Source organism: Herbiconiux sp., from assembly GCF_004297105.1.
Classification (GTDB): Bacteria; Actinomycetota; Actinomycetes; order Actinomycetales; family Microbacteriaceae; genus Herbiconiux.
Genome location: NZ_SCVE01000013.1, coordinates 1 through 24,264, shown reverse-complemented (window position 1 = coordinate 24,264; position 24,264 = coordinate 1). Strand labels below are relative to the sequence as shown.

The window sequence follows — 24,264 nt, the reverse complement described above, 5'->3', positions numbered from 1 at the left end:
GTCGACGGCATACGACATCGGGGCGTTCCTTCCCTTGCGTTCCGCGGCTGCGGTGGTGGGTTCACAGTACCGAGGGCCCGAGCGCCCCGCTTCTCGAAATCGGCTCGATGCCGATATCGCCCGGCGGGGCGTCGCGCTCGGTTTCACCCTCGGATTCACCTCTTCTGCCTCGGGTCATGCACACGCCATCTGGTTAAATTGCCGAGTCCGGCGTTGCCTCGCGCTCGGTGCACAGTGATGCGCACCGATGCGACCCTCGAGCGCAGGCCGGCCGACAGCACTACGACCCGTGGGGGAACACAGCATGGCAGCACACAACCGCATTCGCGCGTCCGATCGGCGATTCGCACTCCCACGGCTCGGCGTCTTCGCCGCCACGGCCGTGCTGGCGCTGGTCGGTGGCCTCTTCGTCGCCGCCCCCGCGTCCGCCGCCGACATGGGGGCGCTCACGATCAGCAAGACCGCGAACGGCCAGGAGTCGCTCACCCTCGATCCCGGAGACGAGTTCCTCTACACGATCTCCGTCGGCTGTGACGACAACGACTGCGTGGATGCGGCGCTCACCGATCCGCTTCCCGCCGAGTTCGCCGGATTCACCATCCTCGGCACCTCCTCCACCCCGTCGAGCCAGCCGATCGACATCAGCTACGCCGGGTGCACCACCAGCGTCACCGCGTCGTGTGTTCTGAATGCCGCCTTCCGGATGGACCTCGGCGGCGGAGCCGTCGGCATCGATGCCGGCGCCACCTACCAGGTCGCCATCTCGCTGAAGGTGCCCCAGAACCTGCCCGCAACGTGGCCCTCCAACGGCATCGCCGTCACCAACACCGCCACCGCGACATCCACCACCGCCGCCACCGTCACCGATGGCGCGGATGTCACCGTGGTCATCCCCGTGGTCGTCGACACCGTGGTGGGCAAGACCTGGCTCCCCGCGACGCAGCAGTTCGCGGTCGGCGCGCCGTCCACCATCACGCTGACCAACCAGAACGCGTCGAACACCTACGCCTCGGCCCTCACCATGACCGAGCCCACCTCCGCGGTCGAGGGCGCGACCGCGATCGGCACCGACAACCCCTTCCGCCTCGTCGACTACGCCGGTGGCTCCGTGAGCCTGCCCGCCGGCGCCGACCTCGTGCAGGTCGACGCCTATGTGTCCGACGGCGCCGGCGGCTACACCTGGGTGCCCGGCTCGCCTCGAGCTCCCGGCGCGATCGTGCTGCCCGACACTGTGACGAACGCGGATGTCGTAGGCCTCCGTTTCACCTACACCTCCTCCACCGGCGCCACGATCGAACCCGCCGGCACCGCAGGCTCCGTCACCCTCGACGTCGTGCAGCGTGCCGACAACCGGGTCACCGGCGACTCGCTCGTGGCCGGCGGTCAGGTCACCAACGACGTCACCGGCTCGGTCGACGTGCCGAACGAGAACTCCGTCACGAAGACCGCGTCCGCGCCCTTCACGATCGGCCCGCTCACCGTCTCCGTCGACGCCGACAAGACGATCGTGCCGGCCCGCATCCCGGCCGGCACCACCGCCCGCGCCACGTTGCAGGCCACGAACACCTCGAACGGGCCGGTCGACACGCTCCGCGTGGCCGACCAGGACTTCTTCACTGAGAACCTCACCTTCGGCGGCTTCGTCGGAGGCATCAGCTACCCCGACGGCGCCACAGCCGCGGCGATCACCTGGTACTACAGCGACGGGTCCAGCGTCGGGCCCACGGCGGTGGCCACGGGAACGACTCCCGCGGCTCCGGCGGCTCCCGGTGGCGCCTGGCTCACCGGCTTCGTGATCGACTACACCGGGAGCATCCCGAACTCGTCGCAGGCCACCGTGCAGTTCGACATCGCCCCGCTGGCGGGCTTCGTCCCGCAGCCGGAGGACAGCCCCGTCGTCACCGAGAACACCCTGGTCGCCTCGGTCACGAACTCGGCGGGCTCGGCCACCGACAGCGATCCGGCACCCCTGTCGGTCTTCTACCCCGACATCCAGATCACCACGAGCAAGTCGCTGTCGCCCGGGAGCGCGGTCTCGCCCGGCGCCACGGTCGTCGGCCAGCTGCCCACCAGCACGAGCACCGACTCGGCCTTCGTGAAGCCGCAGACCATCATCGTGCAGGACGTCTGGGACGCGAGCGATCCCTCGAACTTCCTCAACGCCTTCAACCCCATCGCCATCGCCCCCACCCAGGTGCTGAGCGGCTCGACCCTGCTGATCGAGTACACCCGCGACGAGGGAGCCACCTGGTCGACCCTCACCACGGTCGACGCGACCGGCGGAACCCAGGTCTACTCGGGCAACCTGCCCGCGCCCACCGACACCATCACGGGTCTCCGCTACACCTTCACGAACACCGCGGGCTTCCCCGCGGGCACGAACGTGAGCCCGAACGCGGTCTACCAGGCGCGCAGCGACCTGCGCGACGGCTCCGGCCCGACTTCGTTGCCGAACCAGGGCCCCGTCACCTACACGAACGTCTCCGATGCCATCGCCGACGGCATCGTGATGGGCATCCCCACGCCGATCATCAGCGACGAGGTGCACGGAACCGACGACGCGCAGATCCAGACCAACACCGGTGTCGGCACGCTGATCGCCGACAAGCGCTGGACCACCTCGAACTACAGCAGCGATCTCTTCTCGCTGAGTTCGCAGTCCGGTGAGTCCGCGTGGACCCGCCTCGGCTGGGGGGTCACCTCCACGGGCTACTCGAGCGTCACCATCGAAGACTCGAGCCAGGGCGAGACGACTCCTGCGTCGACCGTGTTCCAGGCGTTCAACCTCACGGCCATCGCGCCGATCACGTACTCGCAGGACCCGCTGCTGCGCTGGGACACCGTGACCGCCGTGGAGCTCTACGACTCGAGCGTCGCGAGCTGGACCACCGTGTCCGCGCCTTCGGGTGGCTGGATGAACGGCAGCGGCTTCGCGGGCTACACCTTGACGAGCGACCAGCAGGCGTCCACGACGGGCGTGCGTCTCATCGTGACCCCGAACGACGCGGCGCGCGCTTCCAGCACCGACCCCCTCGCTCCGCCCGTCGGATCGGGGGTCTCGACGAGCGCGCTCGGCAGCGCCCGTTTCATCGGGCTCTCCTGGCAGCTGCGCAACGACCTGCGCGACAAGACGGCCGACCCCACCTACCCGTGGGTCACCGCCACCCAGGAGTTCAACGACCCCGCCGCCGGCACCATCTCGAACACGGTCGGCGTCTCGGGTGTGCAGGACGGAACTCCGGTCGGCCCGCGCACCGCATCCGACACCGTGATCCTGATCGATCAGCCCCCGGCGGTCGACGTCGCCAAGACCTCGCAGAAGTCGCAGATGGTCGTGCCACAGCCCGGTGACGTCGCACCGTCGGGCTACCCCACCAACGACTTCACCGTCACGGCCAAGAACGACTCCTCCTCTCGCGCCTCCTACGTGCGCGTCTCCGATCCGATGCCCTGTGGCCCCTCGACGCTCGGCAACTGCGTGACGGCGCCCACGGATTGGGCAGCCGACCCCTACGCCGGCAAGACCTACAACGACGTGCTCAACCCTTTCGAGCGATTCACGCTCACGGGGATCGACTTCGCCGTGAACACGTCGCAGGTCGATACCGCTCAGTCGACCGTGACCCTCTGGCACCGGGCGGGCGACGGCACCCTCTCCACCTCGACTCTCTCGCTGTCGGCCGCCGACGCCCTCGATGCGGCGGCGCTCGCCGATGTCGTCGGTGTGAGCGTGCTCTACCAGGGCACCGACCCCGGCACACGCGGCGGCAGCCTCGTCTCCGGCACGGAGATGAAGATGACCCTGCACACTCAGCTGCGGGCCACACTCCGCAGCCAGCCACTCACCTTCGTGCAGCCCTTCACGGTCGACAACTACACCTTCGCGCAGTCGTACGACCCGGTGCTCTACCCGTCCGGCGCCCTCAGCACCCCGAGTGACAACGCTCTCGCGTCGATCCAGCTGGTCAAGGGCAACCTCGGCGTGACGGCTGCGAAGTCGTTCAGCCCGAACTCGGTGCTCGAGACGAACCGCACGACGCCCATCACGATGAACCTCACCGCCACCCAGGGCAACCAGACCGTGGCCCCGGCGCAGGTCACCGTGCAGGACGTCGACCAGGACTTCTGGAACGAGTTCGCGCTCGCGAGCTTCGCAGCGGGCGACGTCACCTTCCCGCAGGGCGCGAACCGGGTCGACGTCGGCGTGCAGCTCGACGGCGGCACGGACTGGATCACCACCGGCCCGCAGACCACTGCGGCACTGCCGACGCTGCCGACCGGTTCGACCAACGCGAACGTGACGGGCATCCGCTTCGTCTACACCCACGACGGCGGCACCGGACTCTTCTCCGACACCGCCCCGCCGCGCAGCTGGACCACGACGGCGGCCCTGAAGGTGGTGCTGCGTGACGCCAACCGCGCCACGGGCGACCCCATCCCGTTCCCGTCGAGCCTCGACAACGAGGTCACCACGAATGCGCACCGCTTCGAAGACCCGGTGCTCTACCCCGACGCGAACGCCTCGGCGGTCGGCATCGTGAACCTCGACCCGGGCACCTTCCGGCTCGACGTGCGCAAAGACCCCCAGAACGGCGTGCACACCGTGTCGGCCGGTGAGCCCAACACCTGGACCATGTCGTTCGGCAACACCGGCACCGGCTTCCTGACGGTGCCGACCCTCGTCGACACCCTGCCGGCCTCGCTGGAGTGGGACGGCGCGACGCCGACCTTCGCCACGACCAGCGGCGGAACACTGTCGACGACACCCACCACCACCTACGACGCCGCGTCTCGCACGCTGACGTTCGCGTGGCCGGAAGGCGGGCAGCGGATGTCGCCCAACGAGCGGTTCACGATCACGCTCGGCATCATCCTGCAGCCGGGGCTGACGCCCACCGACCGGGCCACGAACCGCATGGTGGTGAACACGGCGCAGACCCTTGCGGCCTGCACCAACACCTCGGGCAACGGCCAGGGCACCCTCTCGGGCCTTGCGGCGACCCAGTGCGGCACCACGAACTACGTGTCGCCCACCCCGGGTGCGTCACTGCTCGCCACCAAGGGCGTGAAGGGCGACGTCGTGAGCCAGACCGTCAGCGGCGGCCGCAACATCACCAACCCGGGCGGCCCCTGCGTGCTGCTCGCCGGCGGCTACTACCGCTCGCCCTGTGCCGCGAACACCATCGTCGGCGGCGTCGACGAATGGCAGCTGAACGTGGTCAACAGCGGTACGGTCGCCTACGACAAGGTCACCGTCGTCGACGCGCTGCCCTTCCCCGGTGACCGCCTTCTGGCCACCGGCAGTGCACGCGGTTCGGTCTACACGCCGGCGTTCAACGGGGTGCTCGACGTGAGCGTGCCCGGTGGGGCGACCGTGACCTGGGAGGTCACGACGGCGCCCGCGGCGAACGTCTGCGTGGGCACCGGGCCGACCTCGGCCTGGCCGAGCGACCCGAAGTGCAACTCGGTCACCTGGGTCGATCACACCTCCTACACCGGCGACTGGGCGGATGTCACAGGCCTTCGCATCACCGCCGACTTCACCACCCGTAGCAGCATCCCGCGCCTCGACCCGGGCGAGTCCGGCACCATCACCTACCAGACGGTCAACATCCCGGCCACGACCACCGACGCCGACCGCGCGCCGGTGACCGTGCCGGTGGGCGACCCCATCGCCTGGAACCAGTTCGGCGTCACCGCCGACCTGACGGGCGGCGGTGTCTTCTCCCGGGCTCCGGTGAAGGCGGGCGTCGTGATGACGGGAGGCCCGCTGCAGATCACCAAGGCGATCACCGGAGCGGGCGCGGCGAATGCGCCCACCTCGTTCCAGGCCTCCGTGGCCTGCACCGTGGCGGGTGCCCCCGTCGACATGGGCGGGTTCGGTGGCGTCACGCTCGACGAGGCGAACAGCTACACGGCGAGGATCGACGGCATCCCGCTCGGCGCATCCTGCACCGTGACGGAGGACGGGACCGACGGTTCCTACGGCGAGACGACCCGAACGGTCACACCCTCGGGCGCTGTGGCGATCTCGACCGCGGCCACGGCCTCCGACCCGGTACCCGCCGACCAGCAGGTGACCATCACGAACGACTACGCGCTCACCTCGCTGGCCGTCACGAAGACCGTGTCGACCACGGCGACCGTCGGCACGTTCGGTCCGTTCGGCTACTCGGCGGCCTGCACCACGGCGCTCGGTGCGCCGATCGCGCTGGCACCGGGCGACGCGGCATTCAGCCTCTCCGACGGCGACACGCACACCATCGAGAACCTCCCGGTTCGCGCGGAGTGCGTGATCACCGAGACCGACTCCGACGGAGCCACCACCGCGCCGAACACGGTCGAGGTCAGTGTCAACGGAGGCCCGCTGACCAGCGGCACGGTTGCGACGGTGCCGCTCGGCACCGACGCCAACACGGCCGACTACACCAACACCTACCCGGGTGGTCAGCTCTCGATCACCAAGACGCTCGCGGGCGACGCCGCGGGCGACGGCACCGGCAGCCCGGGTCCGGATGACGGGTACGGCCAGGGTCCGTTCGAGGTGCACGTGGTGTGCACCTACGACACCCAGACGCTCTACGACGACACGATCTCGATCGTGGGCGGCGAGACCGTGCAGCTCGAGCCGGTGTTCCCCGCCGGCACGGCCTGCTCCACGGTGGAGACCACCACAGGCGGTGCGAACGACACCACGGTCGACCAGCCGACGGTGATCATCCCGGGTGCGGCCTCGGGTGAGACCCTCGGCGCCGTCACGGTCGACGTCACCAACACCTTCAACCCGGGCAGCGTGCACCTCGTCAAGGAGCGTGCGGGTGCGGGAGCCGAGGTCTACGGTGCGGGTCCCTTCACCGTGCAGGTCACGTGCACCTGGCAGAAGGACGGCGTGACGCTCACGATCCCGCTCGAAGACGGGGGCGTCGTCGTGCTCGACGACTCCAACGACTACGAGGCGACGATCTCGGGTCTCATCCAGGGTGCGACCTGCACCACGGTCGAGACGGTGAACGGCGGCGCGACGTCGACCGCGTTCGACCCGGCCGACCCGCTCGACCCCGCACAGAGTGTGGTGACGGTGCCCGACACCACCCCGGCCGACGTCACCATCACGAACACGTTCGACGTGGGCAGCCTCGCGATCGACAAGCAGCGCGTGGGCGACGGCGTCGAGCTGTTCGGCGCCGGGCCCTTCACCGCCCAGGTCGTCTGCACCTGGCAGAAAGACGGGGAGACCGTCCCGGTCGCGCTTCCGGATGACGGCGTGGTGACGCTCTCGGCCGACAACGACTACTTCGTCACCCTCGACGGCATCATCGCCGGCGCAGAGTGCGTCGTGGAGGAGACGGATGCCGGCCTCGCGACCGCGACCACGCTCGATCCGTCCGACGGCACCGTGACGGTGGTGGCCGATGGTGACGGCGTCGAGCCCGTGACCGTGACGATCACCAACCAGTTCGACGTGGGCGAGCTCTCGATCGCCAAGCGCGTCGACAAGGCCGCGGCGACGGTGGGCGACACCCTCGTCTACACGATCACGGTCGCGAACGTCGGCCAGATCGACGCGACGGATGTCGTGGTCACCGACACCCCGCCGGCAGGCCTCACGGTGACCTCCACGAACCCGCAGGCCGACACCTCGGTGCCGGGCGCGCTGACGTGGACGATCCCGTCACTCCCCGTGGGCGCATCCGTCGACCTCACGGTGACGGGCACGGCCACGCAGGCGGGCACGGTCACGAACTCGGCCACGGTGGACACCCCGGTCGGTCCGTGGGTTCCGCCGACCGTGCCGGGCACCCCGGGCGCCACCACCGCGACGGCTTCGACGGTGGTCGTGGTACCCACCCTGCCTGGCGACCTGCCGAACACGGGCCTCCCGGCTGCCGCTCTGCTGATCGCGGGAACCGGTGCGGCCATGGCCGGGGCGCTGCTCGTGCTGCTGTTCTGGCGCCGCCGCCGGGTGAGCTGACCGCTCCGATGACAGAAAGGGCTCTCCGCGATCACTCGCGGAGGGCCCTTCTGCGCGGGGGCGGGGCTCAGTAAACCTCGAACTCGATCACTCGCGGAGGGCCCTTCTGCGCGCGGGCGGGGCTCAGTAGACCTCGAACTCGGGGTAGTCGAGGGTGGGCGCGCTGCGCCGATCAGGCCCGGCGCCACCACCCTGCTCGGGCGTGTTCGGTTCGTCGATCGTGTCGATGCGCACCCGCGTCGCGGGCGTGATCAGCAGCTCGGGCGCTCGCTCCGACTCACCGACCGTGACGAGTGCGCCACCCGCTCGAACGGCGTCCACGATATCGGTGCGCAGACGTTCGATCGCCTCGGCGCCGCGCACGATGAACGTCGCTGTGTTGATCTGCACCACGACAGGCATTGTTCTCCTCACTCCACAATGGGCCAGCGAGGTCTGAGCCGACGGGTGCGAGCCTACCCCCGGTCGAGGAAGAGCGGGCGGAGACGGGTGCTCGATGTCGAGGCGATACTGCATGTGTTTTGTCCGCGCGAGGGGGAATGGGTGTTGGATTATCGTCGTGGTCGAACCCAGAACCCGACCCGACCTGAGTGCGCTCGACGACCGCATCCTGGCCGGTCGCGCAGCCGATGGTGACATCCCCGCCTTCGAGGTGCTGGTGCGCCGCTACGGGCGGCTGATGCGCGTGTATGCCCGACGGGTGCTCGGTTCGAATGCCGATGTCGACGACGTGGTGCAGGATGCGTTCATCCAGGCCTGGCAGCACCTGCCCTCGCTCGAGGATCTCGGATCCGTGAAGAGCTGGCTGATGAAGATCGTGGCCCGCAAGGGCATCGATCGACTGAGAGCCAGGCGTGAGCACGACGACATCGACGATCACGAACGGCCGAGCCCCGAGGCACAGAGCCCGCACGCGGTCGCCGAGGCCGATTCGCTGGAGCACGCCCTCTCGATCGCTCTCGCCGCGCTGCCCGTCGAGCAGGCGCGGTGCTGGGTGCTGCGCGAGATCGGGGGCTACAGTTACCTGGACATCGGCCGGGAGCTCGACCTCCCATCGTCGACAGTGCGGGGCATCATCGCTCGGGCGCGCAGGAACCTGATCCGCGAGATGGAGGGATGGCGATGAGCGACACACTGCCCGGAATCGAACCCGACGACCTCGACGGCCACACCATCGAGGAATTGAGCGACTACCTCGATGCCGGCCGCAGCCCGGCGGATGCGTCGATCGACGCCTCTCCCGGGTGCCAGATCGCGCTCGCCGCCCTGGCGCGCCTGCGCTCGCTCTCCGGTGCCGTGCTCGATGCGGGAGCGTCGAGTGAGCCCGCCCCTGACGAGTCGTGGATCAGCGGGATCGTGCAGAACATCGGACGGGAGGCCCGCGCCGGGCGCAGCATCCCGCTGTCGCATCCGTCGCCCGCGGCCTCGCTCGCACTCACCGAAGGGTCGGTGCGCGGACTCATCCGCGCTGCCGGCGAGGAAGCGGGCGGGCTCGTGGTGGGGCGCTGCACGCTCGAGGGTGACGTCACGACGCCCGGGGCTCCGGTGGCGATCCAGGTGGAGGTGAGCGCCTACGGCGACGAGTCGATCGCATCAGCCGCGACCCGGCTGCGCACGGCGATCCTCGGGGCGCTCCAGCGGCACACCGAGCTCGTGGTCACGGCCATCGACATCACGGTGCAGGACATCCATCCTGCGCCTTCTGCCGGATCGGAGGGGGCCTCATGAGCGAAACGCGAAGCCGTGCGGATCTCGCGCGCGAGCTCGAGACGGTGGTATCGGCCGTCCCCGGCGTGGTGATGCTGTACCCGGCGCAAGCGGCACCGGTGGTTGCCGTGGTGTCGCTCGTCTCGAGGGTGGCCGGTTCGGAGGCGCCCCCGCTCGTGGTGGTGTCGGGGGAGATTCAAGGAGTGGTTTCGGGAGGGGAGACCTCCGACGGTCTCACCGTCGCGGTCACGATCGGTGTCAGCGAAGCCGTGTCGGCGGCCGAGACCTCCCGTGCGGTCTACTCGGCGATCGAGGCGCACCTGGCCTCGGTCGCGATCGTGCCGGTGCACTCGGTGAACGTGCTGGTGGGCGCCATCATCTGAGCAGCTCCCGCTCCCGCTCGGGGGCGAGGCCCAGAGCGGGGCGATCGAGTCGCTGCGGGGCACGGCCGCCGATCGACGTGAGCCATGCCCAGGTGTCGTCGACGGTCTGCGCCAGAGGCCGCAGCCGGATTCCCGCGCGCACGGCCTTCGTGGTGTCGCTCTCGTGCATGGCCTCGTGGTCGGGGCCCTGGGGCAGCCAGATCGGCAGCTCGGTCCACGGCTCGATGCCCGCGGCCAGGATGCGCTGCTCCGTCATCCAGCGCAACCGGGCATCCGAGCCCGTCGCCCGCACGCACGCCTCGAGCAGTTCGCCGAGAGTGTGCAACCCGGCCGGTGAGACGGCGTCGTAGCAACCGGCCGGGGCCGTGCCCGTGGCGAGGTCGAGCATCCATCCGGCCAGGTCGCGGGCGTCGATGTACTGGATTCCGGATGCCGGATCGCCCGGCGCCAGCACCTCGCCGCCGCGGGCGATGCGGGTCAGCCACCAGGGGAGCCGCCCGACGTTCTCGTGCGGGCCGAGCACGAGGCCCGGTCGCACGATGTACGAGCGGTCCGGCCCGAAGGCCTCGATGACCGCCTTCTCGGCGCCTGCCTTCAGGCGCGGGTAGGCGATCTCGGAGGAGCCCCCGCCCCGAGCGGGATCACCGTCGTCGGCCGATCCCTCCACGAGGGGATGCGTCTCCCCGGCCCCCGGGGGCAGCGGATGCGCGTACACCGACCGGGTGGAGACGTACAGCGAGCGGTGCACCCGCGACTCGAGCAGCCGAGCGGTGTCGCGCACCACGAACGGTTCCCACGACCAGGTGTCGAGCGCCGCGTCCCAGGTGCCCGCGGCCTCGCGCAGGGCCTGCTCGAGCATCCGGGCGTCGCGCCGGTCGGCCGTGATCTGCCGGGCGCCCTCGGGGGCCGCGCGGGTGCCGCGGTTGAGCAGCGTCACCTCGTGGCCCCGTGCGATGGCCACGTCGGCGATCGCACGGCCCACGAACTCGGTGCCGCCCAGGATCAGGATCGCGGTCATGGGTTCAGTCAACCCTCGAGGGCGGCCGGGGGATGCCCCTGGCCGCTCTCAGCAGACACCGCGCCGTCGGCTAGAGGGCCTCGAGGATGACCGCGGAACCCTGGCCGCCGCCGCCGCAGATGCCGGCGGCGCCGATGGAGCCACGGCCCGAGGCCGCGAGGCGACGCGCCAGATGCCCCACGATTCGGGCACCCGAGGCGCCGATCGGGTGGCCGAGCGCGATCGCCCCGCCGTGCGCGTTCACGATCTCGGCGGCCACCCCGAGCTGACGGGTGGAATGCACCGACACGGCGGCGAACGCCTCGTTGATCTCCACCGCTGCGAGGTCGGATGCCTCGTGCGGGGTCTTCGCAAGAGCCGCCTCGATGGCGTTCGCGGGCTGGGCGTGCAGGGTGACATCCGGACCCGCCACGAAAGCGTGGGCGATCACCCGGGCGAGCGCGGCGATACCGCGTGAGGCGGCGGCGCGCTCGTCCATCAGCACCAGGGCGGCCGCGCCATCCGTGATCTGCGACGAGTTGCCGGCGGTGATGCTGCCGGTGGCGCCGAAGGCCGGACGGAGGCCCGCGAGCGACTCGGGTGTGGTGTCGGCGCGCAGGCCGTCATCCTCGGTGACCAGCGTGGGGCCTTTGCGACCCGAGACCGAGAACGGAGTGATCTCGCCGGCGAGGAACTCCTGCGACGCCGCGAGTCGGCCGTGGGATGCGGCCGCCCAGGCATCCTGCTCGTCGCGCGTCAACGCCAGGTGGCCGTTGTGCTCTTCGGTCGAGGAGCCCATGGACCGCTTCTCGAAGGCATCGGTGAGTCCGTCGTGCTCGAGGGTGTCGATGAGCTCGATCGCTCCGTAGCGCTTGCCGGCCCGCGATCCCGACCACGCGTGCGGCGCCAGCGACATCGACTCCTGGCCCACGGCCACCACGATGTCGGCCTCTCCCGCATCGATCAGCCGGGTGCCCGCCACCACGGCCTCCGTGCCCGAGAGGCACACCGCGTTCAGCGTGATTGCCGGAACGCTGAGCGGGATGCCCGCGCCCACTGCCGACTGGCGCCCGGGATTCTGCCCGGCACCGCCCTGCAGCACCTGCCCGGCGAACACCCGGTCGACCTCGTCGGCCGCCACGCCGGCGCGCTCGAGCGCCGCCCGGATGGCCGCCGCCCCCAGCGTGGTGGCCGGGATCGCGGCGAACTGCCCGTTGAACTTCACGAACGGGGTGCGGGCGTAGCCCACGATGACGGTGCTCATGCCGATGCTCCTTCGCTGACGGATGCGGACCCCGCGGGCGCCGCTCCGTCGTCAGTGTTACCGTCTCCAGTCTCGTCCAGGTCGACTGTGAACGTGGCGCCGGTCTTCGACCGCAGCTCGTCGACCGTCACTCCGGGAGCCACGGCGCGCAGCACGAGACCGCCGTCTTCGACATCGAACACCGCGAGGTCGCTGATGATGCGGTCGACCACGCCTGCTCCGGTGAGCGGGAGGTCGCACTCGGCCACGATCTTCGGTGTTCCGTCTTTCGACACGTGATCGGTGACCACGATCACGCGCGGGGTGCCCGCCACGAGATCCATCGCACCGCCCATGCCCTTCACGAGCTTGCCCGGGATGGTCCAGTTGGCGAGGTCGCCGTTGCCCGCGACCTGCAGGGCGCCGAGCACCGCCTTCGCCACGTGACCCCCGCGGATCATCGCGAACGACGTCGCCGAGTCGAAGTAGCTGCCGCCCGGGAGGAGGGTGACGGTCTGCTTGCCCGCATTGATGAGGTCGGGATCCTCTTCTCCCTCGTAGGGGAAGGGGCCCATGCCCAGCAGGCCGTTCTCGCTCTGCAGCGTGACGCGCACGCCCGGCGGGAGGTGGTTGGCCACGAGGGTCGGGATGCCGATCCCGAGGTTCACGTACTCGCCGTCGCGGAGTTCGGCGGCGGCGATCGCCGCCATCTCGTCGCGGGTCCAGGGCATGGAATCTCCTTTGCTCTCCTCCAGATCCGTCACTTTTTGCGCGAAATCCGCTGAATTCGTGCAAGAAGTGACGGATCTGGAGGCGGTGGTGGGGTGGGGTCAGGCCGCCGCTGGGCGGGGGCGGGTGGTGCGCTGTTCGATGTCCTTCGTGCGCGTCGTCGCCTGCACGAGGCGCTGCACGAAGATGCCCGGGGTCACGATGGCGTTCGGGTCGAGCCATCCGTCGGCCACTTCCTCGGCCTCCACGATGGTGAGGCGGCCCGCCGTGGCCACGAGCGGATTGAAGTTGCGCGCCGTGTGCCGGAACACCAGGTTGCCCTCCGAGTCGGCTCGATAGGCGTGCACGAGCGCCACATCGGCGACGATGCCGCGCTCGAGCAGGTAGATCTCGCCGTCGAACTCCGCGTGCGGCTTGCCCTCGGCCACCGGGGTGCCCACGCCCGTCTTCGTGTAGAAGCCGGCGATGCCCGCTCCGCCGGCGCGCAGTCGCTCGGCGAGAGTGCCCTGCGGCGTGAACTCGACCTCGAGCTCGCCATCGAGGTACTGCTGAGCGAAGAGCTTGTTCTCGCCCACGTAGGAGGCGATCACCTTGGCGACCTGGTGGTTCTCGAGCAGGATGCCGAGGCCCTTGCCGTCGACGCCCATGTTGTTCGACACGATGGTGAGGCCGGTGGCACCGCTGTCCCGCAGGGCCTCGATGAGGTCGGTGGGATTGCCGGAGAGGCCGAAGCCTCCCACGGCGATGGTGGCGCCATCCGTGACTGTCTCGCGCAGGGCTTCGGCGGCGCTCGGCCAGAGCTTCGACATGACACTCCTTCGTGCGGGCATCCGTGTCCACCAGGTGGGCGGGATGCGGTGATCCTTCGACGCTAGGCGGCCTCCGGATGCGGGTCAATGCGCGGGGAGGTCTAATTCGCTCACTTTTCCGTACGATGATCGAAGGGAATCTCTTGTCTCACTATGTGGGCGAGAGGCTCCGGTGAGCCCGTGTGATGCCGTCGCCCGTAGAATCTCGTTCCATGCCCGTCATCCGGATCGCCGACCTCGGAGACCCGCGCCTCACCGACTATGCGCACGCCACCGACGTGGCCCTCAAGAACGCCCGGCGCGCCGAGCCCGGCCGCGAGCACGGCCTCTACCTCGCCGAATCGCTGCTCGTGCTCGAGCGGGCGCTCCGGGCCGGGCACACGCCCCGTTCGGTGCTCGCCCTCGGCTCGAGCGAGCACGAGGCCGTGGCGGCGCTCGCCGCGGCGGGGTATCCGGATGTGCCGGTGTTCGTGGGCCCGGGCGACCTGCTCGCCGAACTCACGGGCTACCTCCTTCACCGCGGTCTGATCGCGGCCATGAACCGGCCGCCGCTGCGCGATCCCGTCGAGTTGCTGGCCGCCACGGATGCCCGCCGCATCGTGGTGATCGAGAACGTCGTCGACCCCACCAACGTCGGCGCGATCTTCCGGTCGGCGGGCGCCATCGGGGCCGATGCGGTGCTGGTGACGCCGCGCTGCTCCGACCCCTTCTACCGCCGCGCCATCCGGGTGAGCATGGGAACCGTGCTGCAGGTGCCGTGGACGCGCACGGGGGAGTGGGCGGAGCTCGCTCCACAGCTCGCGGCCGCCGGGTTCGAGATCGCGGCCCTCGCGCTGACTCCGGATGCGGTGAGCCTGCGCGACTTCGAGCGTCGCGTGCCGCAGCGGCTCGCCCTGGTGCTCGGCGCCGAGGGCGAGGGCCTCACGCCCGAGGCGATCGCCGCAGCCGACACGGTGGTGCAGATCCCGATGCTGCACGGCATCGACTCCCTCAACGTCGCGGCCGCGAGTGCGGTGGCGATGTGGGCGGTCTCCCGCTGACCTCCTCGCGACTCGCCAAAATCCGGTCCATCTTGCGCGAATCGGGACGGATTCTGGCGAGTCGCGAGGAGGGCTACAGGGCGTCGAGGTAGCGCAGCAGGATGCCCTCGCGGAGCGCCCAGGGCGACACCTCGAGCTCCTCCACGTCGTACAGCTTCATCACCGAGTGCAGCACCACCGCGCCCGCCACGATCTGGAAGGTGCGATCGGGAGTGATGCCCGGCAGCGCCTGCCGCGCCTCGGCGGGGATCTGCCCGAGCCGCGGGATCCAGTCCTTGAGGTCGGCGCGCCGCAGTGTCACCGTGGCCTCGCCGGTTCCGGATGCGTTCGGCCGCGTCGATCCCGCCAGCCGGGCGAGCGAGCGGATGGTCTTCGACGACCCCACCACGTGCTGGAACGGGGGAAGGTGCTCGAACAGGGGCAGCGCATCCGCCCGCATCACCGCGCGCGAGTGGGCGCGCAGCTCGAGCATCTGCTCGGGCGTCGGGGGGTCGTTCGGGAAGAACTGCACCGTGGTGCGTCCCGCGCCGAGCGGCAGCGACACCGCCACCTCGGGGTACTCGTCGGAGCCGGCCGCGATCTCGAGCGAACCGCCGCCGATGTCGAAGAGCAGGATGTTGCCCGACGACCAGCCGTACCACCGGCGGATGGCGAGGAACGTGAGCCGCCCCTCGTCCTGCCCCGTCAGCACGCCCAGCGTCACCCCGGTCTCGGCGTCGATGCGCGCGAGCACCTCCTCGCCGTTCCGGGCCTCGCGGAGAGCGGAGGTCGCCATCGGCAGGAGTTCTTCGATGCCCTCACGGCGTGCGACATCCATCGCCGAGGAGATGGCGCCGATGATGGCCACCACACCCTCTTCGCTGATGCGGCCGTCGGGCTCGAGGTAGCGCATGAGCCTCAGCACCGACTTGTGCGAGGCGGTGGGCACGGGGCGGGCCCCCGGATGCGCGTCGACCACGATCAGATGAACCGTGTTGGAACCCACATCGAGAACGCCGAGTCGCATCCCACAACCCTATTGGGCGCAGGGTGCGACCTTAGACTGAGCGGGTGCCAGTGAATCCAGACCTCACCGAACGCGCGTTCGAGAAGACGAGTCCCTACCTGGTCGGCCGCGAGAAGGTGCGCGAGTTCTCCCGCGCCGTGTTCGCGTCGAGCCCGGTCAACTTCAGCGTCGAGGCGGCGCACGAGGCGGGTTTCGCCGATGTCGTGGCGCCTCCGAGCTTCGCCATCGTGCTGCAGCAGCTCACCCTCGACCAGCTCATCGGAGCCGAAGACGCGGGCATCGAGCTCACCCACGTGGTGCACGGCGCGCAGCAGTTCACGTATACCCGGCCCATCGTGGCGGGCGACGAGCTCACCGCGCAGCTGTCGGTCACGAGTATCAAGACGCTGGGAGGCAATGCGATGATCACCGCCGAGAGCGCCGTGCACGACATCCGGGGCGAGCACGTGGTGACCGCGGTGTCGACCCTGGTCGTGAGGGGCGACGCATGAGCAGCGACGAGGTGATCGTGCACCGCTACGAGGTGGGCGAGGTGGTGGCCGAGGCCACGTACTCCCTCGACCGGGAGTCGCTCGTGCGCTACGCGGGGGCATCCGGCGACTTCAACTCCATCCACTACCGCGACGATGTGGCCGAATCGGTGGGGCTGCCCGGCGTGCTCGCGCACGGGATGCTCACCATGGGGCTCGCCGTGCAGCCCGTCGTCGAGTGGCTGCGTGATCCCACGCGCGTGCTCGACTACCAGGTGAAGTTCACCCGCCCCGTGGTGGTCGACCCCGTCACGGGCGTCGCCATCGGGGTGCGCGCGGTGATCGGCCAGCTCGACGAGGCGGCGGGTACCGGGCGCATCGACCTCACGGTCACGGTCGACGGCACCACCGTGCTCGGTAAAGCCCAGGTGCGCGTCACCCTGCCATGACCGACCCCTCCTTCCCCGGTGTCGCCGGCGGGCCGGCTGGGCCTTCGACCGAGACGGATGCTCCGCTCGCCGCGTTCACCACGCTCCGTGTCGGTGGCCCTGCCGCCCGGCTCGTGACGGCCACGACCGAGCAGCAGCTGCTCGACGTGGCGCGCGAGACGTGGAACGACGGCGACGACTGGTTCGCGCTCGGCGGCGGATCCAACGTGGTCGTGAGCGACGAGGGGTTCGAGGGCACGGTCATCCGCGTGGCGACCCGCGGCATCGCGCCCGTGATGTCGAAGGTCGGTACCGTGCGGTTGCGGGTGCAGGCCGGCGAGCCCTGGGACGCGTTCGTGCTGCACACCGTGGAGAACGGGTGGAGCGGGATCGAAGCGCTCTCGGGCATCCCCGGCTCGGTCGGGGCGGCCCCCATCCAGAACATCGGCGCCTACGGCCAGGAGGTGGCGGCGTCGATCGTATCGCTCGACTTCCTGGACGCCGCAACCGGAGCGGTGCGGCGCATGCCGCTCGAGGAGCTCGAGCTGGCCTACCGCAGCTCGGTGTTCAAGCGCGGACTCCGCGGCGTGGTGCTCTCGGTGACCTTCGAGCTGCGCAACGAGGTCTCCGCGAACGGCGAGGAGCCGGCATCCGTCGCCCTCAGCCGGCCCGTCGAGTACGCACAGCTCGCAGGAGCACTCGGCATCGAGGTGGGCGACCGGTTGCCGATCGAGGAAGTGCGCCGGGCCGTTCTCTGGCTGCGTGCCTCGAAGGGCATGGTGCTCGACGACGCCGACCCGGATTCGGTCAGTGCGGGATCGTTCTTCACCAACCCGATCGTCACCGAGGCGTTCGCCCGCACCCTGCCGTCATCGGCCCCGCGCTGGCAGATCGAGCCCGACGAGCCCGACCTCGTGATCGCCCTCGAGGAATCGGATGCCGGCCCCGGCGGCGACTCCGGAACCGGCGTCTCGCTCGACGGCGACCGCGCGGCCGTGCCACTGCCGCCGGAGTACCACGTGAAGCTCAGCGCGGCCTGGCTGATCGAGAACGCGGGCATCCGTCGCGGGTTCGCTCTGCCCGGGTCGACCGCGGCGATCTCGTCGAAGCACACGCTCGCCATCGTGAACACGGCGGCGTCGGCGTCGCAGTCGCCGGGGCGCGCCGCCGACGTGGCCGAACTGGCCCGGTACGTTCAAGGGCGGGTGCTCGCCGAGTTCGGTGTGATGCTGCATCCGGAGCCGGTCTTCCTCGGCCACGAGATCTGACCAGGCTCGCGGGGCTCCCTCGGTGTCGGCACCTCCCCGGCCGCGCGGCACTCCCTCCGTCGTAGGGTGGGCCGCATGACGGGGGAAGCGAGACACATCGGCATCACGATCGACCGCTCGCCGGCCGGCGTCGCGGCGTTCGCGGGCGACCCGGCGAACCTGGGCCGGTGGGCCGCCGGTCTCGGCGACGGTCTGCGCCACGAAGACGGTCGTTGGCTCACCGACATGCCCGACGGCACGGGCACGGTCGAGGTGCGGTTCGTCGGGCCCGTGGAGGCCGGTGTGCTCGACCACGAGGTGCACCTGCCCGACGGCACCGTCGTCGTCAATCCGCTCCGGGTGCTGCCGAACGACGCCGGTTCGGAGGTCGTCTTCACGGTCTTCCGTCGCGACGGGGTCGATCACGACGCCTTCGAGGCGGATGCGGCGGCCGTCGCCGCCGATCTCGCGACGCTGAAGCGTCTGCTTGAGGCCTGAATTCCACTCGGCCCTTGCGCACCCCGCCGGCATTCGGCAATGTGAACACCGTTCACATGATCGCTCGCGGCCGATGTCGGTGGCCGTGCCTAGTGTGACCGACACGAGCAAGGGAGACCAGGTGATCACTGCACGCGGACTCGCGCGCACCTTCGAAGGGCGTGGGCGGGGCAAGCAGAAAGAAGAGGTGAGGGCGGTCGCGGGCGTCGACATCGACGTCGCCGAGGGCGAGATCGTCGGCTTCCTGGGCCCGAACGGCGCCGGCAAGACCACCACTCTGCGCATGCTCACCACCCTGTTGAAGCCCACGGCGGGCTCGGCCACCGTGGCCGGGTACGACGTGGCCACCCAGTCGCAGCAGGTGCGGCGCAGCATCGGCTACGTCTCGCAGAGCGGCTCCACCTCACCCGAGGCGCGGGCCGGCGAAGAGATCATGGACCACGGGATGCTCTATGGCATCAGCCAGAAGCAGGCCGAGTCGCGGGGTCGCGAGCTCTTCGAGCAGCTCGACCTCGACGGCCTCTGGGAGCGCCAGCCGCGTGCCATGTCAGGTGGCCAGCGCCGTCGCCTCGACATCGCCATGGGCCTGGTGCACGATCCCACGCTCGTCTTCCTCGACGAGCCCACCACCGGCCTCGACCCACAGGCGCGGGCCAACCTGTGGACGCACATCGCCGACCTGCGCACCAAGCGCGGTGCCACCATCTTCCTCACCACCCACTACCTCGACGAGGCCGATGCGCTCTGCGACCGCATCCTCGTGATCGACCACGGCTCCATCGTGGCCAGCGACACCCCCGATGCGCTGAAGAAGCAGGTGGCGGGCGATCTGGTGTCGCTCGTGGTGGCCGACCCGGCTCGCGCGGTCGAGGCCGCCGAACTCCTCGGCCGCATCGCCGACACCGAGGTCGAGGTCGGGCCGTCGCACGACGGATTCACCGGCGTGAGCACGCGGGTGCGCGGCGCCGGCCACGAGGTGGCAGGCCTCATCCGGGGCCTGGATGCGGCGGGCATCGCCCTCGAGTCGATCGAGGTGCGCCGCCCTACCCTCGATGACGTCTTCCTCGACCTCACCGGTCGCAGCCTGAGGGAGGATGCCTGATGTTCTGGCGCGAGACCTACATCGTCTTCCGGCGGCAGTTGCGCCTGGCATTGCGCAATCCGGCCTGGGTCATCATCGGGCTGGTGCAGCCCATCCTCTACCTGTGCCTTTTCGGGCCGCTGCTCGAACCGCTCGCCTCGACGCTCGGTGCCGAGAACGCCTACACGCTGTTCGTGCCCGGCCTGCTGGTGCAGCTCGGCCTGTTCGGTGCGCTGTTCGCCGGCTTCGGTCTCATCGCCGAGTGGCGCTCGGGCGTGATCGAGGCGGAACGGGTCACGCCGGCGAGCCGCACCGCGCTGTTGCTCGGGCGCATCCTGCGCGATGTGCTGCAGCTGTTCGTGCAGGGCGTCGTGCTGATCGGTCTCGCGTTCCTGTTCGGGCTCACGGGGTCGATCCTCGGCATGCTGTTCGGGCTGCTCCTCACGGTGCTGCTCGGTGCCGCGTGCGCCGCCGCCTCGAATGCACTCGCTCTCACCACGAAGAGTGAAGACGTGATGGCGCCCGTGATCAACAGCATCGCGCTGCCTGTTCTGTTGCTCTCGGGCATCCTGCTCCCGATGACCATCGGGCCGCAGTGGCTGCAGGTGGTCTCCGACTTCATGCCCACGAAGTACATCGTGAACGCCATCCGCGAGCTCTTCGTGGGCAACGTCTTCACGATCACCACGATGTGGGGTGTGATCTGGACGGTCGTGCTCTTCGCGGCGGGCCTGTACGTGGGCACGCGCACCTTCCGCAAGGAGAACGCCTGAGCGGCTACGAGGCGCACGCGGCGCACGAGGCGGCGATCGAGGGCATCCGCGCCGAGATCGCGGCGCATCCCTCGAACGCATGGGCTCGCGAGGCGGGGTTCGATCCGCTCTTCGTGGCGTCGCCGCGCGCCCGGGTGCTGATCGTGAGCCAGGCGCCCGGCCGCCGCGCGCAGGCCTCCGGCATCCCGTTCGACGACCCGAGCGGGGTGCGGCTGCGCTCGTGGCTGGGTCTCTCGTCGGATGAGTTCTACGACCCCGACACGCTCGCGATCGTGCCGATGGACTTCTACTACCCGGGCAAGGCGACGAGTGGCGACCTCCCGCCGCGTCCGGATTTCGCGGAGACGTGGCATCCGCGCATCCTCGATCACCTCACCGATGTGCGCCTCACGGTGCTCATCGGCGCCTACGCGCAGAAGCGCTACCTGGGTCGACGCCGGGGCCCGACCCTCACCGACACGGTGCAGCGGGCGGGCGACTACCTGCCCTATTACCCGATCGTGCATCCGTCTCCGCTCACCCAGGGCTGGCGGATACGCAATCCCTGGTTCGAGGCTGAGACCGCACCGCGTCTCGCGGCTCTCGTGGCGGCCGCCCGCAGCTGATGACGGAGGCGGATCGTCAGCTGTCCCTGCGGATCCACCGGAACGTCACCCGGCACACCACAAGGCCCACCACGAGCCACACGCCGAGCACGAGGGCCACGAGCGGAAGGTTCCAGGAGCCGCCCTGCTCCGCCGCCTCGAACTGGTCGGGCAGCAGGGCCGCGCGCATGCCCTGGGCGATCCACTTGAGCGGGAAGATACTGGCCACCGTCTGCAGCCAGCCGGGCAGCAGGGTGAAGCTGAGGAACACGCCGGAGATGAACTGCAGCACGAGCAGAGGCGGGATGATCACGGCGGTGGCGCTCTTGCCGCTCCGCGGGAGCCGGGAGATGGCGATGCCGAGAACAGCGGCCGTGATGATGCCGAGCAGGTAGACCCACACGAAGGTCACCCAGTGTGCGAGGTCGTCGGGCAAGTCGACGCCGAACGCCACGCGGGCGAGGAGCAGCAGAAGGATCACCTGGGCCAGGGAGGTCACCAGCACCTGGCCCATCTTGCCCAGGAAGTAGGAGAGCACGGGGAGCGGGGTGCCCGCGAGCCGTTTGAGGGTTCCGTCGCTGCGTTCGACGGCGATGTCGACGCCGAGGTTCTGCACGCCGCTCAGCAGGATGCCGGCGGCGATCATGCCGGGCAGGTAGTACGCCGCCTGCGAGATCGTGCTGGCAGCGTCGGGCGCCGTGCTGCTCACGCCGCCGAGGCCGTCGAAGGCCACCGAGAAGATGCAGAGCAGCACCGCGGGGAAGAGGAACGTGAAGAACACCGTGTCGCCGGCGCGGAAGTAGATCTTCGTCTCGTAGCCCACGCGCGCGAGCCCGAGCCGCAGCGTGCGACCGAGTCCGAAGCGCGGGGTCGGGCTGTGAGTGTTCACGGAGGGTGCGGATGCGGTCATCGTGCACTCCCGTCGGTGGCGGCGCCGCGGGCCGTGTCCTCGCGCTCGGCCTCGCTCACCAGCTCCAGGTAGATGTCCTCGAGCGACGGGCGGATCACCTCGAGCTCGTCGGGCTCGCCGTGTGCCGCGACCAGCCGGCTCACGACGGCCGCCGGTTCGTGCGTGCGCTCCTCGTGCACGCCCGCGGCATCCCGCCACCGCACGATCGGCACCCGGGCTTCGGCCGAGCCGAGCTGGTCGACGCGGCCGATGTCGACCATCCGCCCGCCGGCGATCACAGCCGCCCGGTCGCTCAGCTGGGCCGCCTCGTCGAGGTAGTGGGTGGTCAGCAGGATCGTGGTGCCCTCGCGAGCGAGCGAGCGGATGAGGGCCCAGAACTGGTGGCGGGCCTCGGGGTCGAAGCCCGTGGTGGGCTCGTCGAGAAAGAGCAACTCGGGCCGCCCGATCACGCCGAGCGCCACATCCACGCGTCGGCGTTGCCCACCGGAGAGGGCCTTGATGCGCGTGCGTGCCTTCTCCTCGAGACCCACGGCGGCGATCACCTCGTCGACGTCGCGCGGCCGCGGGTACAGCTTGGCGAAGTGGCTGAGCTGCTCGCGCACGGTGACGTTGCCGCTCTCGCCGGTCTGCTGCAGCACGATCCCGATGCGGGACTTCCACTCGAGCGAGGCGCGATGCGGGTCGGTGCCGAGCACCGACACCTCTCCTCCGGAGCGTTGGCGGTAACCCTCGAGGATCTCCACCGTCGTGCTCTTGCCGGCCCCGTTCGGCCCCAGGAGCGCGAAGGTCTCGCCGTACTCGATGTCGAACGTGATGCCGTCGACGGCGGTGAACGACCCGTAGTGCTTGCGGAGACCAGAGACGCTGATGGCGGAACTCGTGGTGGTCATGGGTCAATGCTGTCGTGCGACGACTCGTCGCACCAGTCCGGATTCGTCGCGGCTGATGTATCCTCAGTTATGAGGAATGGTCGGGAGAGGGGGGGCGATGTTCAGGCGCACTCGGGCGGGTGAGATCGTCATCCCCGCACTGAATGTGGCGGTCGACGTCGGTGAGGGGCCGGTGGTGGTGCTGCTGCACGGCATCGCCTCCTCGTCGGCGAGCTGGCGCACGCTGGTGCCGTTGCTCAGCCCGCTCTACCGCGTGATCGCCATCGATGTGCTGGGCTTCGGCGGGTCGCGGGCGGGGGAGGGCGTCGGCTTCACGCTCGATGAGCACGTGGAGGCGTTGCACAAGACAATCCGGGGCCTGCGCATCCGGGGCCGGTTCACGCTCATCGGCCACAGTCTCGGCGCGCTGATCTCGAGTCGCTACGCTGCCGTGTACCGCCGGGAGGTCTCGCACCTGCTGCTGGTGGCGCCGCCGATCTACCCGAACCTCCGCTACATCCACGAGCTCGGCCATCGGATGCGCGTGGGCGGCTACCTCTGGTTCTATCGGTTCGTGCGCGGCAATCGGCTCACCATCATCAACAATGCCGGCCGCTTCTCGAAATGGATGCCGAACGGCTCGATGAAGATCGACGACGACTCCTGGGCGGCGTTCTCGAAGTCGATGGAGAACTGCATCGAGTCGCAGACCACCACCACCGACATCGCCCAGGTCTCGGTGCCGATCGACATCGTCTACGGCTCGCGCGACCAGGTGATCGTGCCCGCTAGCATCGAGCGCCTCGGCGTGATGCACCACGTGCAGCTCCACGAGGTGCCGCACACCGACCACCTCATCCGCCTCCCGCTGGCCCGCGAGATCGCCCGTCTGGTGCGCTGACCGCCCGGCTCCTCGCGCGCCGCATCGCGGATCTCGGGGCGCGCCCCAGAGCGCCGCTGCGGATGTCGACTCGCCCTGCAGTGCCGCTGCTGCCGTGGGGGTGCGCCCAGCGCAGGCGTCTCCGTGGGCTGCCCTAGCGCAGGTGCGGTCGTGGGGTGCCCTTGGCGCAGGTGCGGTCGTGGGGTGTGCTCAGCGCAGGTGCGGTCGTGGGCTGCGCTCAGCGTGGGTGCTGCCGTGGGGTGTGCTCAGCGTGGGTGCGGTCGTGGGGTGCCCCTGCGCAGGTGCTGCCGTGGGGTGGCCCCAGCTCAGGCGTCTCCGGGGGCGCCCTCCTACAGCTCCGGTGCGTGCGTGCGTGGGCGCTCCGACCTCCGCGTGCCCGCTCGTCGCCAGCGAGTTGCCACAAACGGTCGCTCGGCGGGTGCAGTTGCCACATCATGGGGCAACTCGAATCCAGACCGGCCCCGGCCTTGAATCGAGTTGCCGCAAAGTGTTGGCCTGGCGGGCGGGATGCCACATCTTGTGGCAACTCGTTCCGACCGGCACGTCCCGAGCGCGGGCAGCGGCCAGCGGGTCCGGCACGGCTTGGGCGGGGCGGGGGTGAGTGGGGCCGGCACGGC

22 protein-coding genes are annotated in these 24,264 nt (G+C 70.0%); 14 read left to right on the top strand and 8 right to left on the bottom strand.

Annotation, left to right across the window (positions count from 1 at the left end; genetic code table 11):
• Both EPO52_RS11410 and EPO52_RS11405 read left to right on the top strand, forming a co-directional pair.
• The coding region (locus EPO52_RS11410; protein WP_290806305.1) for a hypothetical protein at window positions 1-238 on the top strand (238 nt) is incomplete at its 5' end.
• 66 nt (window positions 239-304) lie between these two features.
• Complete coding sequence (locus tag EPO52_RS11405) at window positions 305-7,972, top strand: DUF5979 domain-containing protein (protein WP_290806302.1); 7,668 nt, start codon at window positions 305-307, stop codon at window positions 7,970-7,972.
• Between the two features lie 123 nt (window positions 7,973-8,095).
• Here the strand turns inward: EPO52_RS11405 and EPO52_RS11400 are convergent, their stop codons facing one another.
• Entirely contained in the window at window positions 8,096-8,365 is a 270-nt protein-coding gene (locus tag EPO52_RS11400) for a hypothetical protein (RefSeq protein WP_290806299.1), read from the bottom strand.
• A 166-nt stretch (window positions 8,366-8,531) separates the two neighbouring features.
• Between EPO52_RS11400 and EPO52_RS11395 the strand changes: the two genes are divergently transcribed.
• From EPO52_RS11395 to EPO52_RS11385, 3 genes are read left to right on the top strand one after another with little or no spacing between them, the layout of a single operon-like run.
• Window positions 8,532-9,098, top strand: coding sequence for an RNA polymerase sigma factor (locus EPO52_RS11395; protein ID WP_290806297.1), 567 nt, complete (start codon window positions 8,532-8,534; stop codon window positions 9,096-9,098).
• Entirely contained in the window at window positions 9,095-9,700 is a 606-nt protein-coding gene (locus EPO52_RS11390; protein WP_290806295.1) for a hypothetical protein, read from the top strand. The genes EPO52_RS11395 and EPO52_RS11390 overlap by 4 nt, the downstream gene beginning before the upstream one ends.
• A complete protein-coding gene (locus EPO52_RS11385) occupies window positions 9,697-10,062 on the top strand; it encodes a hypothetical protein (protein WP_290806292.1) in 366 nt (121 codons plus the stop codon). Before EPO52_RS11390 ends, EPO52_RS11385 begins: the two co-directional genes overlap by 4 nt.
• Here EPO52_RS11385 and EPO52_RS11380 read toward each other — a convergent pair.
• The 4 genes from EPO52_RS11380 to EPO52_RS11365 all read right to left on the bottom strand — a co-directional run bounded on the left by EPO52_RS11380 (window position 10,055) and on the right by EPO52_RS11365 (window position 13,840).
• Window positions 10,055-11,080, bottom strand: a complete 1,026-nt coding sequence (locus EPO52_RS11380) for an NAD-dependent epimerase/dehydratase family protein (protein ID WP_290806289.1) — start codon at window positions 11,078-11,080, stop codon at window positions 10,055-10,057. The genes EPO52_RS11385 and EPO52_RS11380 overlap by 8 nt on opposite strands.
• 70 nt (window positions 11,081-11,150) lie before the next feature.
• Entirely contained in the window at window positions 11,151-12,323 is a 1,173-nt protein-coding gene (locus tag EPO52_RS11375) for an acetyl-CoA C-acyltransferase (protein WP_290806286.1), read from the bottom strand.
• Window positions 12,320-13,033 (bottom strand): CoA transferase subunit B, encoded by a 714-nt coding sequence (locus EPO52_RS11370; RefSeq protein ID WP_290806284.1) that lies wholly within the window; start codon window positions 13,031-13,033, stop codon window positions 12,320-12,322. The genes EPO52_RS11375 and EPO52_RS11370 overlap by 4 nt, the downstream gene beginning before the upstream one ends.
• 99 nt (window positions 13,034-13,132) lie before the next feature.
• A complete protein-coding gene (locus tag EPO52_RS11365) occupies window positions 13,133-13,840 on the bottom strand; it encodes a CoA transferase subunit A (RefSeq protein WP_290806281.1) in 708 nt (235 codons plus the stop codon).
• Between the two features lie 212 nt (window positions 13,841-14,052).
• On the opposite strand from EPO52_RS11365, the gene EPO52_RS11360 reads away from it, so the two are divergent.
• On the top strand, window positions 14,053-14,880 hold the full coding sequence (locus EPO52_RS11360) for an RNA methyltransferase (protein ID WP_290806278.1): 828 nt from the start codon (window positions 14,053-14,055) through the stop codon (window positions 14,878-14,880).
• A 73-nt stretch (window positions 14,881-14,953) separates the two neighbouring features.
• On the opposite strand, the gene EPO52_RS11355 is transcribed toward EPO52_RS11360, so the two are convergent.
• Window positions 14,954-15,886, bottom strand: a complete 933-nt coding sequence (locus tag EPO52_RS11355; RefSeq protein ID WP_290806275.1) for a Ppx/GppA phosphatase family protein — start codon at window positions 15,884-15,886, stop codon at window positions 14,954-14,956.
• A 44-nt stretch (window positions 15,887-15,930) separates the two neighbouring features.
• Here EPO52_RS11355 and EPO52_RS11350 point away from each other — a divergent pair, with 44 nt between their 5' ends.
• The 7 genes from EPO52_RS11350 to EPO52_RS11320 all read left to right on the top strand — a co-directional run bounded on the left by EPO52_RS11350 (window position 15,931) and on the right by EPO52_RS11320 (window position 20,988).
• A complete protein-coding gene (locus EPO52_RS11350) occupies window positions 15,931-16,377 on the top strand; it encodes a MaoC family dehydratase N-terminal domain-containing protein (RefSeq protein WP_290806272.1) in 447 nt (148 codons plus the stop codon).
• Window positions 16,374-16,805, top strand: coding sequence for a MaoC/PaaZ C-terminal domain-containing protein (locus tag EPO52_RS11345; RefSeq protein ID WP_290806269.1), 432 nt, complete (start codon window positions 16,374-16,376; stop codon window positions 16,803-16,805). Before EPO52_RS11350 ends, EPO52_RS11345 begins: the two co-directional genes overlap by 4 nt.
• Window positions 16,802-18,052 (top strand): UDP-N-acetylmuramate dehydrogenase, encoded by a 1,251-nt coding sequence (locus EPO52_RS11340; RefSeq protein ID WP_290806265.1) that lies wholly within the window; start codon window positions 16,802-16,804, stop codon window positions 18,050-18,052. The genes EPO52_RS11345 and EPO52_RS11340 overlap by 4 nt, the downstream gene beginning before the upstream one ends.
• A 75-nt stretch (window positions 18,053-18,127) precedes the next feature.
• Window positions 18,128-18,529 (top strand): SRPBCC family protein, encoded by a 402-nt coding sequence (locus EPO52_RS11335; protein ID WP_290806262.1) that lies wholly within the window; start codon window positions 18,128-18,130, stop codon window positions 18,527-18,529.
• A gap of 121 nt (window positions 18,530-18,650) precedes the next feature.
• Entirely contained in the window at window positions 18,651-19,631 is a 981-nt protein-coding gene (locus EPO52_RS11330) for an ATP-binding cassette domain-containing protein (protein WP_290806259.1), read from the top strand.
• A complete protein-coding gene (locus tag EPO52_RS11325) occupies window positions 19,631-20,383 on the top strand; it encodes an ABC transporter permease (RefSeq protein WP_290806256.1) in 753 nt (250 codons plus the stop codon). The genes EPO52_RS11330 and EPO52_RS11325 overlap by 1 nt, the downstream gene beginning before the upstream one ends.
• Complete coding sequence (locus EPO52_RS11320) at window positions 20,302-20,988, top strand: uracil-DNA glycosylase family protein (RefSeq protein WP_290806253.1); 687 nt, start codon at window positions 20,302-20,304, stop codon at window positions 20,986-20,988. The genes EPO52_RS11325 and EPO52_RS11320 overlap by 82 nt, the downstream gene beginning before the upstream one ends.
• A 16-nt stretch (window positions 20,989-21,004) precedes the next feature.
• Here EPO52_RS11320 and EPO52_RS11315 read toward each other — a convergent pair whose 3' ends face one another.
• Entirely contained in the window at window positions 21,005-21,877 is an 873-nt protein-coding gene (locus tag EPO52_RS11315; RefSeq protein WP_290806250.1) for an ABC transporter permease, read from the bottom strand.
• Window positions 21,874-22,767, bottom strand: a complete 894-nt coding sequence (locus EPO52_RS11310; protein ID WP_290806247.1) for an ABC transporter ATP-binding protein — start codon at window positions 22,765-22,767, stop codon at window positions 21,874-21,876. Before EPO52_RS11310 ends, EPO52_RS11315 begins: the two co-directional genes overlap by 4 nt.
• 97 nt (window positions 22,768-22,864) lie before the next feature.
• Between EPO52_RS11310 and EPO52_RS11305 the strand changes: the two genes are divergently transcribed.
• Window positions 22,865-23,647 carry an alpha/beta hydrolase gene (locus tag EPO52_RS11305; protein ID WP_290806244.1) on the top strand — a complete coding sequence of 261 codons (783 nt, stop codon included), beginning with the start codon at window positions 22,865-22,867 and terminating at the stop codon, window positions 23,645-23,647.
• The last annotated feature ends 617 nt before the right edge of the window (window positions 23,648-24,264 follow it).